At 31.1% G+C, this 15,416-nt stretch carries 11 protein-coding genes and 1 riboswitch; of the genes, 10 read left to right on the top strand and 1 reads right to left on the bottom strand.

Translation table 11 applies throughout. The annotated features are described in order from the left end of the window. The first annotated feature begins 100 nt into the window (after nt 1-100). The 9 genes from kdpB to I2A75_RS16370 all read left to right on the top strand — a co-directional run bounded on the left by kdpB (nt 101) and on the right by I2A75_RS16370 (nt 13,054). A complete protein-coding gene (gene kdpB, locus I2A75_RS16410; RefSeq protein ID WP_195266636.1) occupies nt 101-2,167 on the top strand; it encodes a potassium-transporting ATPase subunit KdpB in 2,067 nt (688 codons plus the stop codon). 15 nt (nt 2,168-2,182) lie between these two features. Continuing rightward, on the top strand, nt 2,183-2,773 hold the full coding sequence (gene kdpC, locus I2A75_RS16405; RefSeq protein WP_195266634.1) for a potassium-transporting ATPase subunit KdpC: 591 nt from the start codon (nt 2,183-2,185) through the stop codon (nt 2,771-2,773). Nucleotides 2,774-2,797: 24 nt separating this feature from the next. Continuing rightward, complete coding sequence (locus tag I2A75_RS16400; RefSeq protein ID WP_195266632.1) at nt 2,798-5,503, top strand: sensor histidine kinase KdpD; 2,706 nt, start codon at nt 2,798-2,800, stop codon at nt 5,501-5,503. Continuing rightward, nucleotides 5,478-6,176 carry a response regulator transcription factor gene (locus I2A75_RS16395; protein ID WP_195266630.1) on the top strand — a complete coding sequence of 233 codons (699 nt, stop codon included), beginning with the start codon at nt 5,478-5,480 and terminating at the stop codon, nt 6,174-6,176. The genes I2A75_RS16400 and I2A75_RS16395 overlap by 26 nt, the downstream gene beginning before the upstream one ends. Before the next feature lie 45 nt (nt 6,177-6,221). Continuing rightward, complete coding sequence (locus I2A75_RS16390) at nt 6,222-6,560, top strand: hypothetical protein (protein WP_195266628.1); 339 nt, start codon at nt 6,222-6,224, stop codon at nt 6,558-6,560. A 90-nt stretch (nt 6,561-6,650) separates the two neighbouring features. Further along, nucleotides 6,651-6,748, top strand: a riboswitch (purine riboswitch). A gap of 156 nt (nt 6,749-6,904) precedes the next feature. Next, nucleotides 6,905-8,353 carry an IMP dehydrogenase gene (gene guaB / locus I2A75_RS16385; protein ID WP_195266626.1) on the top strand — a complete coding sequence of 483 codons (1,449 nt, stop codon included), beginning with the start codon at nt 6,905-6,907 and terminating at the stop codon, nt 8,351-8,353. A gap of 398 nt (nt 8,354-8,751) precedes the next feature. Continuing rightward, complete coding sequence (guaA, locus tag I2A75_RS16380; RefSeq protein ID WP_195266624.1) at nt 8,752-10,293, top strand: glutamine-hydrolyzing GMP synthase; 1,542 nt, start codon at nt 8,752-8,754, stop codon at nt 10,291-10,293. A gap of 145 nt (nt 10,294-10,438) precedes the next feature. Then, the gene (locus tag I2A75_RS16375) at nt 10,439-10,972 is read left to right on the top strand and encodes a pyridoxamine 5'-phosphate oxidase family protein (RefSeq protein WP_195266622.1); all 534 of its coding nucleotides are present in this window, start codon (nt 10,439-10,441) and stop codon (nt 10,970-10,972) included. 336 nt (nt 10,973-11,308) lie between these two features. Further along, complete coding sequence (locus tag I2A75_RS16370) at nt 11,309-13,054, top strand: ammonium transporter (protein WP_195266640.1); 1,746 nt, start codon at nt 11,309-11,311, stop codon at nt 13,052-13,054. 174 nt (nt 13,055-13,228) lie between these two features. On the opposite strand, the gene I2A75_RS16365 is transcribed toward I2A75_RS16370, so the two are convergent. Next, the gene (locus tag I2A75_RS16365) at nt 13,229-13,837 is read right to left on the bottom strand and encodes a hypothetical protein (RefSeq protein WP_195266619.1); all 609 of its coding nucleotides are present in this window, start codon (nt 13,835-13,837) and stop codon (nt 13,229-13,231) included. Between the two features lie 374 nt (nt 13,838-14,211). Between I2A75_RS16365 and gltS the strand changes: the two genes are divergently transcribed. Beyond that, nucleotides 14,212-15,408, top strand: coding sequence for a sodium/glutamate symporter (gene gltS / locus I2A75_RS16360; protein ID WP_195266617.1), 1,197 nt, complete (start codon nt 14,212-14,214; stop codon nt 15,406-15,408). The last annotated feature ends 8 nt before the right edge of the window (nt 15,409-15,416 follow it).

The raw sequence follows: 15,416 nt of genomic DNA, 5'->3' as shown, positions 1-15,416 counted from the left end.
TTTATACAAAAAACTTGCGAAACCTTGATATATAAAGATTTTAAAAGAGAAGTAGTGTAAAAAAACTTTACACTAACAGGATAGAATGGGGGGATAATATATGAAAAATAACAATAGTATTTTATCTGATAAAAAAATGGTAAAAAGAGCAATTAAGGACTCCTTTGTAAAGTTAAATCCTAAGATACAAAAGGACAATCCTGTAATGTTTATAGTATATATAGCTTCTATTATAACAACTATTTTATATTTTGTAGCTTTACTTGGAATTAAAGACAATTCTCCAGGTTTTATATTGGGGATAACAATTTTACTTTGGTTTACAGTTTTATTTGCAAACTTTGCAGAAGCAATTGCAGAAGGGCGTGGTAAGGCTCAGGCAGATGCATTACGTTCAGCAAAAAAGGATGTTGTAGCAAGTAAAATATTATCAGCAAAAGAAAAAGATAAAGTTGTAAAAGTAAATTCAACAGAACTAAAAAAAGGTGATATTGTTATTGTTTTTGCTGGAGAACAAATTCCAGCAGATGGTGATGTTATTGATGGTGCAGCTTCAGTTGACGAAAGTGCAATAACAGGAGAATCAGCTCCTGTTATCCGTGAAAGTGGTGGAGATAGAAGTGCAGTAACAGGTGGAACAACAGTAATTTCTGACTGGCTTATAATTAAAGTAAGTAATGATCCTGGTGAAAGCTTCATGGATAAAATGATAGCTATGGTAGAAGGTGCAGCTAGAAAGAAAACACCAAATGAAAAGGCACTTGAAATATTATTAGTAGCACTTACAATAATTTTCCTTATAGTAACAGTTTCTTTGTACACTTACTCAGTATTTATTTCTAATGAAGCAGGTATGGTAAATAGTACTTCAATTACTTCATTAATTGCATTGTTAGTTTGCTTGGCACCAACAACTATAGGAGCTCTTTTATCAGCAATAGGTATAGCTGGAATGAGTAGATTAAATCAAGCAAATGTATTAGCAATGAGTGGAAGAGCAATTGAAGCAGCTGGTGATGTTGATATATTAATGTTAGATAAAACTGGAACAATAACCCTTGGAAATCGTCAAGCTAGTGAATTTATACCAGTTGATGGAGTTGATATAAAAGAGTTAGCAGATGCAGCTCAATTAGCATCTCTTGCAGATGAAACTCCAGAAGGAAGAAGTGTAGTAATTTTAGCTAAAGAACAGTTTGGCATTAGAGGAAGAGATATGAGTAGTCTCAATGCAACCTTTATCGAATTTACAGCTAAAACAAGAATGAGTGGAGTAGATTTCAATGGAAATGAAATAAGAAAAGGAGCTTCAGATGCAGTTAGGAAATATGTTTTAGAAAAAGGTGGTTTCTTTTCAAAGGAATGCGAAGAGAAGGTTAAAGAAATAGCTAAAGTTGGAGGGACTCCTTTAGTTGTTGCTAAAAATAATAAAGTACTTGGAATAATACACTTAAAAGATATAGTTAAACAAGGAGTAAAAGAAAAATTTGCAGATCTTAGAAAAATGGGTATTAAAACCATAATGATAACTGGTGATAACCCACTTACTGCAGCAGCAATAGCAGCAGAAGCTGGAGTTGATGACTTCTTAGCAGAGGCAACACCAGAAGGAAAGCTAGATATGATAAAAGATTTCCAAAAGAAAGGGCATTTAGTTGCAATGACAGGTGATGGAACAAACGATGCCCCAGCTTTAGCACAAGCAGATGTTGCTGTTGCAATGAATACAGGAACACAAGCAGCAAAAGAAGCTGGAAACATGGTTGATTTAGATTCATCACCAACTAAGCTTATAGAAATTGTTAGAATTGGTAAGCAGCTTTTAATGACAAGAGGATCACTAACAACATTTAGTATTGCAAATGATATAGCAAAATACTTTGCTATAATACCACCATTATTTTTAGGGCTTTATCCTGAACTACAAAAATTAAATATAATGAAATTAAGTAGTCCAGAAAGTGCAATACTTTCAGCTGTTATATATAATGCTTTAATAATAATAGCACTTATTCCATTAGCATTAAAAGGTGTAAAATATAGAGAAGTTCCAGCTAGTAAGTTGTTATCAAGAAATCTTTTAGTGTATGGTCTTGGAGGAATAATAGCTCCATTTATAGCAATAAAGATTATAGATATAATAATAACTATGCTTGGTTTAGTATAATAGGAGGTATAAATTATGAAAGTTATAAGTAAAGCATTTAAATTTATACTAGTATTTATGATAATATGTGGATTAATATATCCAGTTTTTATAACAGGTGCTTCACAATTACTATTTAAAGATAAAGTAAATGGTAGTATTATGGAAGTTAATGGAAAAAAATATGGTAGTGTATTACTTGCTCAAGAATTTACTGGAGATGAGTATTTATGGGGACGTGTAATGAACTTAGATACAAGTACATTTACAGATGAAAATGGAGAAGTATTAATGTATGCAGCTCCTTCAAATTTAAGTCCAGCAAGTGAAGAGTATGAAAAGCTAGTAAGCGAGAGAATAGAAAAAATAAAAGCATCAAATCCTGATAAAAAAGATGAACCTATTCCAGTAGATTTAGTTACATCATCAGGAAGTGGGCTTGATCCTCATATTTCAGTTGCAGCAGCAGAATATCAAGTAGAAAGAATTGCAAAGGCACGTAATATAAGTACTGATGAAGTAGAGCAAATAATTGAAAAATATACAAAGGGAAGAACACTTGGAGTATTTGGAGAAGAAACTGTAAATGTGTTGCAAGTTAATCTTGCCTTAGATGGAAAGTTATAACAATTGAAAATAGGGGTGCTATAAATGAATGAAACTCGTCCTAATCCAGAAGAGTTATTGAAAAAAATTAATGAAGAAGAATTAGAAAATAAAAGAGGAAAGTTAAAAATATTTTTTGGTTATGCAGCTGGTGTAGGTAAAACCTACGCTATGCTGGATGCTGCTCATGCTGCAAAGAAAGCTGGAGTAGATGTAGTAGTTGGATATATAGAACCACATACAAGACCAGAGACTTTAGCTCTTTTAGATGGATTAGAACTTTTACCAAAACTTGAAGTTAAATATAAAGGTATAACTTTAAAAGAGTTTGATTTAGATGGAGCATTACAAAGGAAACCAGAATTAATATTAGTAGATGAGCTTGCACATACAAATGCACATGGACTAAGGCATAAGAAGAGATATAGTGATATAGAAGAGTTGTTAAGTGCAGGTATTGATGTTTATACAACAGTTAATGTTCAGCATATAGAAAGTTTAAATGATATAATTGCATCAATTACTCATGTTGTAGTAAAGGAAAGAGTGCCAGATAGATTTTTCAATGATGCATTTCAAGTTGAGCTTATTGATATAGAGCCTTCAGATCTTATAGATAGATTAAATGCAGGTAAAATATACAGGGAAAAGCAAGCCAAAAGGGCACTGAACAACTTTTTTACAAGAGAAAATCTAGCCGCATTACGTGAAATTGCATTAAGGGAAACGGCTGATAGAGTAAATAAAGAAGTTACCGTCAATAAGAGCTATAGCAAAGGAATATATCATACAAATGAGCATATACTAGTATGTTTAAGCTCATCACCTTCTAATACTAAAGTTATAAGAGCAGCAGCTAGAATGGCAGAAGCCTTTCATGCTGAGTTTACAGCTCTTTTTGTAGAAACAATAGTTTCAAAGGAGCTAGATGAAAAAAATATTAAAAAGCTTAGAGAAAATTTAAAGCTTGCTGAAGATTTAGGGGCAAATGTAGAAACTGTATATGGTGATGATGTGCCGTATCAAGTTGCAGAATTTGCAAAATTAAGTGGTGTATCAAAGATAATTCTAGGAAGAACAAAAAGGAGAAAATTATTCTTTAAGTCTAAGCTAGGATATGTAGATAGAATTGTAGAACTAGCTCCTGAAATAGATCTTTATGTTATACCAGATAGTGAAGATATTGTTGCTAAAAGGAAGTATCAAGTTAAAAATATAAAACTATCAAGCTCTGATGTAGTGAAAACACTAGTAATATTAGCATTAGCTGTAGGAATAAGTGCAATTTTATATAAGCTTGGATTTAGTGAAGCTAATGTAATAACAGTATTTATACTTGGTGTTTTATTAATATCAAATAAAACTGATGGGATTATTTATGGTGGAGTTGCTTCATTAGCAAGTGTACTGTTATTTAATTTTCTTTTTACAGATCCTAGATTTTCTCTTAATTTCTATGATCCAGGATATTTAGTTACATTTATTATAATGCTTACATCTGCATTAGTTACAAGCACACTTACTAATAAAGTTAAATATCAAGCAAATGTATCAGCAGTAATTGCCAATAGAACAAATATATTATTAGAGGCAAGTAGAGATTTAGAAAGAACTAATAATTTAGAAGATATAATCTTAACAGCTCAAAGGCAGTTATATAAGTTTTTGAAAAAGCCAATCATAATATATGAAGTAGAGAATGAGAGTATAAAAAGCATATATAACTATAGGTTTGAAGATGGTAGTGAAATAGATAAGAAATATATAAGTGAAGATGAAAAGGCTGTAGTTAGTTGGGTAATAAGAAATAAAAAAAGAGCAGGGGTTAGTACGGATACATTACCAGGAGCGAAGGCTATGTATATACCTCTTACTGGACAAAATAATGTTATGGTTGTAATAGGAATAGTAATGATAGAAAATGAAAATATTGATAGTGGAGAAAAGTCATTACTAGAAGCAATGCTTAGTCAAATTTCATTTGCAATAGAGAAATATATTTTAAATGAATCTAAAAAAAATGCATTAATGCAAGCTGAAAATGAGAGGTTCAGGGCAAATTTATTAAGAGCAGTTTCTCATGATTTAAGAACACCACTTACCAGTATATCTGGAAGTGCTAGTTCCATATTAAATAATGAATTTGATGAAGAAACAAAGAAAAAATTAATATTAGATATTTATGATGATTCAGTTTGGTTAATAAATTTAGTTGAAAATCTATTATCTGTATCAAGATTAGATAATGGAAATGTGAAATTAAATACTGAGCCACAATTAATTGAAGAAATAATAAATGAAGCGCTTGAACATGTAAATCGTAAAATTTCAGATTATAAAGTTAAAGTTAACTTAAAAGATGACTTATTAATGGTTGATGTTGATGTAAGGTTAATAGTTCAAGTAATGATAAATATAGTAGATAATGCAATTAAATATACTGAACCAGGAAGTGAAATTCAAATTAACGTATTTAGTAAATATAGAAAAGTCGTAGTAGAAGTTATAGATAACGGTAGAGGTATAAGTAAACAAAATCAAGAGTGTATTTTTGATATGTTCTTTACTGTTAATGGAAATAAAGGTGATAGTAGAAGAGGTTTAGGGTTAGGGCTTGCTCTTTGCAAGTCTATAATAAATGCGCACGGTGGAGAAATTTATGTTAGAAATAATAAACCTCATGGAACAGTAATAGGATTTACATTATCACAAGTGGAGGTAAATAATGAAGGTATCAATTTTAGTAGTTGAGGATGATAAGGCAATAAGAAATTTTATGTATGCTACTTTAGATATTCATTCTTATAACTGTTTTACAGCAGAAAATGGGGAGCAAGCAATAATACTAGCAACATCACATAAGCCAGATATTATTGTACTAGATTTAGGATTACCTGATATAGATGGTGTTGATATAATAAAGAAAATAAGAGCTTGGTCTAATTGTCCAATTATAGTTGTAAGTGCTAGAAGTGAAGATAAAGATAAAATAGAAGCTTTAGATTCTGGTGCAGATGATTATTTGACTAAGCCATTTAGTGTAGATGAATTACTAGCAAGAATTAGAGTAGCTATTAGAAAGATGAATTATGATAACTCAAAAAAGGAAGAAAGCACCGAATTTATAAACGGAGATTTAAAGATAGATTATGTATCAGGATGTGTTTTTGTAGGAAAAGAAGAAACACATTTAACTCCAATAGAATATAAGCTTTTATGCTTGTTAGCAAAAAATGTAGGTAAGGTTCTTACTCATACCTATATTTTGAAGGAAATATGGGGAATAGCATATGAAAGTGAAATTCCATCATTAAGAGTTTTTATGGCTACTCTAAGAAAGAAGATAGAGAAAAATTGTGAGAAAAATACTTATATACAAACTCATATAGGGGTTGGATATAGACTTGTAAGGATGCAAGATTAAACTAAATTAATAATCTTCTATTATATTAGGGTGTAGGAGGTAAGTATGGAATATAATGAAAAATGCTATAAGAATAAGATAAAAATATTAAAAGCTAATCATGATTTAAAGAAATATATAAAACAAGCTAGAGAGGCTATAATAAATAAGGAATATTCTAAAGCTGAGTTATATTTAAAAGAAGCTTTAGTAATGGATAGCAGAAATGCTGAGATAGAAAATCTATTTGGAGTTATTGAAGAATTAATTGGGAATAAAAGGGTAGCTCAAAATTATTATAGAGTTGCATTAGTATTTGATTCAACCTATACTCCAGCAGAAAATAATTTAAAAAGACTTTCTTTAGATAATAGTGGGATTTATTTAATAGATTTAGGAGAATGATTGACATCAATTGATAAATTTTACTTGAAATATAAATTGCAAACTTATTGACAAGCATAGGGCGTAGATATATAATATCTATAAATTAAAAATAGTCAGACATAAATAACTCGTATATCCTCTGAATATGGCAGAGAGTATCTACCGGAAACCTTAAATTTCCGACTATGAGTGATTTTGATATACTATACCTATATTTGTCATATAGCGTTTTTAGGCATATTAACTTCACTTAGAGGCTTAGTATGTCTTTTTTTGTACATAAAAATAGAGATAAAAAGAAATATTACATTCATAAATTCAAAATAGTGAAAGAAATAAATCATTTTTAAGGGGGAAGACTAATGGCAACAATTATTAAAACAGCGTATACTTTTGATGATGTATTATTAGTACCAAATAAATCAGAGGTTTTACCTAATGAGGTTAGCTTAAAAACTAAATTAACTAAAAAAATTACATTAAATATTCCATTAATGAGTGCAAGTATGGATACTGTAACAGAGTCTAAAATGGCTATTGCAATGGCAAGAGAAGGTGGAATAGGAATAATCCATAAAAATATGACTATAGAAGAGCAAGCAAAAGAAGTTGATAGAGTAAAAAGACAAGAAAATGGAGTAATAACAGATCCTATATATTTATCTGAAAACAACACAATAAGACAAGCTCAAGAACTTATGGCTCAATATAGAATATCAGGAGTTCCAATAACTAGAGGAACTAAATTAATTGGAATAATAACTAATAGAGATATAGTTTTTGAAACAAATTATGATAGATTAATTTCAGAAGTTATGACAAAAAGTCCACTAATAACATCTAAAGAAGGAACTACATTAGAAGAAGCCCTTGAAATATTAAAGAAACATAAAATAGAAAAACTTCCTCTAGTTGACAATGACAACAACTTAAAGGGATTAATAACTATTAAAGATATAGAAAAAGCAAAAGCTTTCCCAAATGCAGCAAAAGATGAAAAAGGTAGATTATTATGTGGAGCATCAGTAGGAGTAACTAAAGATATGATGGATAGAGTAGATGCTTTAGTTAAAGCTAATGTTGATGTTATTACATTAGATACAGCTCATGGACATTCAAAAGGAGTTATGGATGGAGTAAGAAAAATAAAAGCTAAGTATCCAGAACTTCAAATTATAGCTGGTAATATAGCAACTGCTGAAGCTACAAGAGATTTAATAGAAGCAGGAGCAGATTGTGTTAAGGTTGGTATAGGACCAGGATCAATATGTACAACAAGAATAGTAGCAGGTGTTGGAGTTCCTCAATTAACAGCAGTTATGGATTGTGCAGAAGAAGGAAGAAAACATGGAGTTCCAGTAATTGCAGATGGAGGATTAAAATACTCAGGAGATATAGTTAAAGCATTAGCTGGTGGAGCATCTGTTGCAATGATGGGATCAATGTTTGCAGGTTGTGAAGAAGCACCAGGGGAAATGGAAATATATCAAGGAAGAAGCTATAAAGTTTATAGAGGAATGGGATCACTTGGCGCAATGGAAAAAGGATCAAGTGATAGATACTTCCAAAATGGAACAAAGAAATTTGTACCAGAAGGTGTTGAAGGAAGAGTTGCATTTAAAGGCGCTGTAGCAGATACAATTTATCAATTATTAGGTGGAATAAGATCTGGAATGGGATACTTAGGAGCACCTACTTTAGATGATTTATATGAAAATGCAAAATTTGTAGTTCAAACAGCATCAGGAATAAGAGAAAGTCATCCACATGATGTTAATATTACTAAAGAAGCACCAAACTACAGCAAGTAAAAGACGATTGATAATTGACAATGGACAATTGAGGAAATAACTCAGATAAGCTGAGTTATAATGAAAGAATGCAAGAATGAAAATTTTATTTAAAATCGCAATTTTAAATGGCAAATGAAAGAATTATGGAGACAACTCAGGCGAGCTGAGTTATAGTGAAAAGTGAAAGAGTGAGAATTTATTTAAAATTAAAATTTTAAATAGCAGTGAAAGAATTAGGGAAATAAATTAGAACAATTTATAATTGATAATGAAGAATTGATAATTGAGGAAACGACTCAGATAAACTGAGTTGTAGGAAAAATTTTTATTTAAGAAATTCAGCTTTGGCTGAATTTCATCCTTAATTATTAATTGTCAATTGTCAACTATACATTAAAGAAATTTTGGAGGTACCCATGAATAAAGAGTTAATTTTAGTTGTTGACTTCGGTGGACAATATAACCAATTGATAGCTAGAAGAGTTAGGGAATGTGGTGTTTATTGTGAAGTTCACCCACATACTTTAAGCGTTGATGAAATAAAGGAAATGAATCCAAAGGGAATAATATTTACAGGTGGACCAAATAGTGTATATGGGGAAGATTCTCCTTTATGTGATAAAGCTTTATTTGAAGCTGGAATTCCTATACTTGGAATTTGTTATGGTTCACAATTAATGGCTCATATGCTTGGAGGAAAGGTTGCTACTGCACCTGTAAGTGAATATGGAAAGACAAAAGTTGATGTAAATGTAGATTCAAAGATATTTGATGGGGTATCATCATCAACTATTTGTTGGATGAGTCATACAGATTACATAGAAAAAGCTCCAGAAGGATTTAAAATAATAGCTAATACACCAGTGTGTCCAGTTGCTGCAATGGAGTGCCAAGAAAAGAATTTATATGCAGTTCAATTCCATCCAGAAGTTATGCATACACAAGAAGGAACAAAGATGATATCAAACTTCTTATATAATGTTTGTGAATGTTCTGGTGATTGGAAAATGGATTCATTTGTAGAGAAGACAATTGAAGAAATCCGTGAAAAAGTTGGAGATGGTAAAGTTTTATGTGCATTATCAGGTGGGGTTGATTCATCTGTTGCAGCAGTATTACTTTCAAAAGCTGTAGGAAATCAATTAACTTGTGTATTTGTTGATCATGGTTTACTTCGTAAAAATGAAGGAGATGAAGTTGAAGAAGTATTTGGACCTAATGGACAATATGACTTAAACTTTATACGTGTAAATGCTCAAGAAAGATTCTATGAAAAGTTAAAAGGAATAGAAGAGCCAGAGCAAAAGAGAAAAATAATTGGAGAAGAATTTATAAGAGTATTTGAAGAAGAAGCTAAGAAGATTGGAACAGTAGATTTCTTAGTACAAGGAACTATTTATCCAGACGTAATTGAAAGTGGTCTAGGAAAATCAGCAGTTATAAAATCACATCATAATGTTGGAGGACTTCCAGACTATGTAGATTTTAAAGAAATAATTGAACCTTTAAGACTATTATTTAAGGATGAAGTACGTAAAGCAGGTTTAGAACTTGGAATACCAGAAAAATTAGTTTACAGACAACCATTCCCAGGACCAGGTCTTGGAATACGTATAATTGGTGAAGTAACAGCAGAAAAAGTTAGAATAGTTCAAGATGCAGATGCAATTTACAGAGAAGAAATAGCAAATGCAGGAGTTGATAAAGAACTAGGTCAATACTTTGCAGCACTTACTAATATGCGTTCAGTTGGTGTAATGGGAGATGAAAGAACTTATGATTATGCAGTAGTTCTTCGTGCAGTAACTACAAGTGACTTTATGACAGCAGAATCAGCAGATCTTCCATGGGAAGTACTTGGAAAAGTAACAACTAGAATAGTAAATGAAGTTAAAGGTGTTAACCGTGTAATGTATGATTGTACAGGAAAGCCACCTGCAACTATAGAGTTTGAATAATAATTTTAATCGTAGGCTATATTTATAGGCCTACGATTTATTTTTGTTAAAAATAATACAAATAAAATGAGTATTTTGTTGTAAAAAGTAGAAAAGGCGTATATAATGAGAATGGTTACATAAAAATTGCAGGGGTGGTAATAAGATGAAAAAGAAATTGATTGCATTATTATTATGTGGAGGTATGACATTATCCATGATAGCTTGCTCAGAGCAAAAAGAAAATGAAACTGTTACAGCAAGTGTGGATACTATTTCTAAGGCATCTACAGAAGTATATTATGGGGAAAGTTCATGGGATGAAGCAAAGGTAAAAGAAGTTTTAAAAAATAATGTTAGTAAAGCAGCAGCAGTTGTTGTTTCTACAACAAATGAAGATGGAACACCAAATGCAGCAACTATAGTTCCTGGATTAGTGAATGATAATACTTTACTATTTAATATAGCTACAGAAGGAAATACTAAGAAGAATATGTTAGAAAGACAAATAGCTGTTCTATCTTTATTTGCCCATAATCCTGAAGCAGAAGATAAAGCTTTAAGAAATCAAGGGGCAAGAGTGATATTGAAGACTATTACGGATGAAGATAAAATAAATGAATTAGTAAAGGAAGCACAATTAAAAGACGCTTCAACTGCTGTATTTATGGAGATAGTTGAAATCTTACCATTAGGTTAATAAGTTTATTGCATTTGAACTAGTACGATGATTATGATTTTAGTGGCATTTATAATAGCTATAAGTCATTTAAATATGGGTATCTTTGTATAAATATTATCAATGTGTTGTTCAATTGCTGAATTGGTATCTGGAAAGACATAATAACTTACCAGCATGTTGTATAGAATTACTGAATTTAAACTAGAAGTAAGATGTTTATTTAGTTTATATGGGAAATATTGACAAGGTATTTTAGTTATGATATTATATTATTAATAACAAAAAGAGAGCAGAGACGTTCTTAGAAAAACGTCTCTGCTCTCTTTTTTATTTAGTTAGGGGGTATTATATATGATGAATGCTACAATGATTATTGATACCATGTGGGTATTAGTTGCAGCTATTTTAGTTTTCTTTATGAACTTGGGATTTGCATCAGTTGAAGCAGGTTTTGCAAGATCAAAGAATACTGTCAACATTCTCTCAAAAAACTTTATTGTGTTTGCAGTTTCTTCTCTTGGATTTATGCTATTAGGTTGGGGGCTAATGTTTGGAGGGGACAACCCATTCGTAGGAACTAAGAATATTTTTATTTTAGGAAATGCCGATCTCTCATTTTATAATGAAACATTGACATCAAATGTTCCTTTCTGGGGAAAGTTTTTCTTTCAATTAGTTTTCTGTGGTACTGCAGCAACGATAGTTTCAGGTGCTGTTGCTGAACGTGTAAAATATATCTCATTTATTGTTTTCTCATTTGTGCTCACACTTGTTATATATCCAATAATAGGTCATTGGGTATGGGGAAGTGGCTGGCTTGCAAGTATAGGATTTATGGATTTTGCAGGTGACACGGTTGTACATTCAGTTGGAGGCTGGGCTGCTCTTGCTGGAGCATTAATTCTTGGACCTCGTATTGGGAAATACGGTAAAGATGGAAAGGCAAAAGCTATTCCAGGGCATAATATGTCACTAGCCGTTATAGGTTTATTTGTGCTTTGGCTTGGATGGTTTGGTTTTAATCCTGGATCAACAATGAGTTTTCAAAATCCAGCTGATGTTATGCATATACTAATGACAACTAATACTGCAGCAATTGCAGCTATATTAACATCAACAGCTACTTCGTGGATTGTAATAGGAAAGCCTGACTTAGGAATGACTATAAATGGCTGTCTTGCAGGACTAGTAGGAATTACAGGTAGTTGTGCATATGTTAGCATTGAAGCTTCTTTATTAATTGGAGCTATAGCTGGTATTATAGTTGTATATGCAGTAATGTTTTTCGATAAAATAAAAGTTGACGATCCAGTAGGGGCAACAGCTGTTCATCTTTGCTGTGGTGTTTTTGGGACAATCTGTGTAGGGTTATTTGCAAGAGAAGGAGTTACAAGTCTATCAACTAAAAATGGTCTTTTCTATGGAGGCGGATTCGAACTTATTTGGATTCAACTTATAGGTATAATTGCTGTAGGTGCATTTGTATTTATTTCATCTTTACTAGTTTGGTATTTAATTAAGAAAACCATTGGCATTCGTGTATCTCCAGAAGAAGAAATTGCAGGTCTTGATATTGGAGAACATGGAAATATTGCTTATCCAGACTTCGCTCCAGTTGCAAATGGAACAGCATATACAAATAGTGTAGAAGATATCAAGTTAGATAATAAATCTATTCCTACAAATGCAAACACTGTTTCAGAAGAGGTTGCAATACCTGTTATTCACAAAGAACACCAAGGTGAAAAAATAACAAAGGTTACTATAATTACAAATCAAAACAAATTCTCAGAATTGCAAGCTGCTCTTGAAAAGCTTGGTGTTACTGGGCTTACAGTTACAAATGTTCTTGGACATGGTATGCAAAATGGAAATCCAACCTATTTCATGGGGGTACCTATGGAGACAAGGTTGCTTCCTAAGGTTAAGATTGACGTTATTATATGTAAAATTCCAATTGAAATTCTTGTTAAAACTGTTCAAAAGGTACTTTATACAGGAAATATTGGGGATGGAAAAATATTTATTTATGATGTAGAAGATGTAATAAAGATTCGTACAAATGAACATGGATATGATGCATTGCAGGATGAAGAATAGGAAGCGGATTTAGGAAGCTAATTACTGTATTGGTTTTATAATAAATGTGTGCTCAAATAATTAAACAATTTATATTTAATTATTAAAAGTATAATAAAAGGAGTAACTAAATAATAGTTACTCCTAAATTTTTAAATTAAAGGATTATAAACACTATTTTACAAAATGATTATATTATCTATACTTTTTAGAGTTTTCGTACTCATCTTTACACCAATAAAAATACTTTTCAACAGAATAATCGTTGTCGTTATAGTCATCTTTTTTGTCATCTTCACGTTTCTTACAATATCTATCAAGGTACTCTTCGTAGTATTTCTTGCAGCGCTTATCGTTGTCTTTGTCATTCTTCTTGCAACACTTATCATCGTCATCGTCGTCATCATGCTTTTTACAACATCTGTCTTCATCATCATGCTTCTTGCAACGTTTTTTATCATCATCTTTTTTGTCATCTTCACGTTTCTTACAATATCTATCAAGGTACTCTTCGTAGTATTTCTTACAGCGCTTATCGTTGTCTTTGTCATGCTTCTTGCAACGTTTTTTATCATCATCTTTTTTGTCATCTTCACGTTTCTTACAATATCTATCAAGGTACTCTTCGTAATATTTCTTGCAGCGCTTATCGTTGTCTTTGTCATGCTTCTTGCAACGCTTATCATCGTCATCATCATAGTCATCATACTCTTTGCAAGGCTTCTTATAAGAGTCCTTACCGTATTTATCTTCATCTTTGTAATCTTCATATTCATAATCATTATTTGAATAATCACGTGTCATATCAGATTCATCTCCATTTATCATTAGTATATTTGAACATTATATCTCTATAATGCACATAGTCTATAATATGTTAAAGATGCTTACATTGTTACGAAATATAATAAAAGTATATTAAAAATATACTATAAAACTTTATTATTAGCTTCATAAGATTTTAAGATATTAGATTGATTCTAGTTTTTAAAAGATATTATCTGATGAATTTAAACAAGCCATTTATAAAGTGAACGTTAACATTAAAATATGGAAAATAATGATTTGACAAAATGAATATTTTATAGTAATTTTACATTTTAAAAGCACATTTTAATAAAAAATAAAGTAATGGTACATATTATAAAATATAAACTAAAGAGGAGAGAAGTGAATACATGGATTTTAAATTAGACATATTTCAAACAATGGCATTAGCAACAGTTGTATTTTACTTTGGAGTATATTTAAGAAAGAAAATAAAAGTATTGGAAAAGTACTGTATACCATCTGCTGTAGTTGGAGGAATGACTTTTGCATTAATAATATTAATATTAAAAGTGACTCATATTGCAACAATAACATTAGATGTCACACTTCAAAATGTTTTTATGACGGCATTTTTTACTAGTATAGGATATACAGCTAGTATTAAGGTATTAAAAAATGGTGGAATAAAAGTAGCTATTTTTTTAATACTATCAATAATCTTGGTAATTTTTCAAGATTTAATTGGAGTAGCGTTAGCAGCAGTATTCAATTTAAATCCATTATTGGGACTTTCAACAGGCTCAATCCCACTAATAGGGGGGCATGGTACAGCAGGATCCTTTGGTCCACTACTAGAGGAAATTGGAGTTAAGGGAGCTACTACAGTTTCTTTTGCATCAGCAACATTTGGACTAGTAATGGGTAGTATTCTTGGAGGGTTCCTTGCAAAGTCTTTAATAGAAAGAAATAATATAAAAACTCCAAAAGAATATCATGATAGAGATATTCCTTTAAGTGATTTTCATCATGATGAATCTGCAAGTTTAAGTTATAATAGGTTAATGAAGGCAACTTCATGGATTTTTATTGCTATGGGTATAGGATCTATTATAACTAAATATATACAAAGCTTGGGTCTAACTTTTCCATCGTATATAGGAGCAATGATTTCAGCTGCTATTATTAAAAATATAAGTGATTTTAAAGGCTTTGAAATAGAAGATAAGGAAATAGAAACCTTAGGAGGTATAAGTCTTTCTTTCTATCTTTCATTGGCATTGATGGGATTAAAATTATGGGAATTATTTGATTTAGCACTTCCTATGATTGTTATGCTTATCTCACAAACAATTCTTATGGGGATTTTTGCATTCGTAATTGTATTTAAAACTATGGGGAAAAATTATGAAGCAGCAGTCTTTTCATCAGCTATATGCGGGTTTGGTATGGGATCAACAGCAAATGCAATAGCCAATATGGATGCGCTTACAAATAAATATGGTTTCAGTCAGACTCCGTATTTTGTAGTTCCTATTGTAGGTGGATTATTTATTGATTTTATAAATTCTGCTATAATAACATTATTTATAAATATATTTGGTTAAGAAATAAA

Source organism: Clostridium sp. 1001275B_160808_H3, assembly GCF_015550425.1.
In the GTDB taxonomy this organism is placed as follows: Bacteria; Bacillota; Clostridia; order Clostridiales; family Clostridiaceae; genus Clostridium.
Note: the sequence above shows the minus strand (reverse complement) of the source record. Positions and strands in the feature narration are given on the sequence as shown.

What these genes read in the sequence shown, in the direction of transcription:
- kdpB (WP_195266636.1), top strand. Translation starts at nt 101, where the DNA reads ATGAAAAATAACAATAGTATTTTATCTGATAAAAAAATGGTAAAAAGA.
- kdpC (WP_195266634.1), top strand. Translation starts at nt 2,183, where the DNA reads ATGAAAGTTATAAGTAAAGCATTTAAATTTATACTAGTATTTATGATA.
- I2A75_RS16400 (WP_195266632.1), top strand. Translation starts at nt 2,798, where the DNA reads ATGAATGAAACTCGTCCTAATCCAGAAGAGTTATTGAAAAAAATTAAT.
- I2A75_RS16395 (WP_195266630.1), top strand. Translation starts at nt 5,478, where the DNA reads ATGAAGGTATCAATTTTAGTAGTTGAGGATGATAAGGCAATAAGAAAT.
- I2A75_RS16390 (WP_195266628.1), top strand. Translation starts at nt 6,222, where the DNA reads ATGGAATATAATGAAAAATGCTATAAGAATAAGATAAAAATATTAAAA.
- guaB (WP_195266626.1), top strand. Translation starts at nt 6,905, where the DNA reads ATGGCAACAATTATTAAAACAGCGTATACTTTTGATGATGTATTATTA.
- guaA (WP_195266624.1), top strand. Translation starts at nt 8,752, where the DNA reads ATGAATAAAGAGTTAATTTTAGTTGTTGACTTCGGTGGACAATATAAC.
- I2A75_RS16375 (WP_195266622.1), top strand. Translation starts at nt 10,439, where the DNA reads ATGAAAAAGAAATTGATTGCATTATTATTATGTGGAGGTATGACATTA.
- I2A75_RS16370 (WP_195266640.1), top strand. Translation starts at nt 11,309, where the DNA reads ATGAATGCTACAATGATTATTGATACCATGTGGGTATTAGTTGCAGCT.
- I2A75_RS16365 (WP_195266619.1), bottom strand. Translation starts at nt 13,837, where the DNA reads ATGACACGTGATTATTCAAATAATGATTATGAATATGAAGATTACAAA.
- gltS (WP_195266617.1), top strand. Translation starts at nt 14,212, where the DNA reads ATGGATTTTAAATTAGACATATTTCAAACAATGGCATTAGCAACAGTT.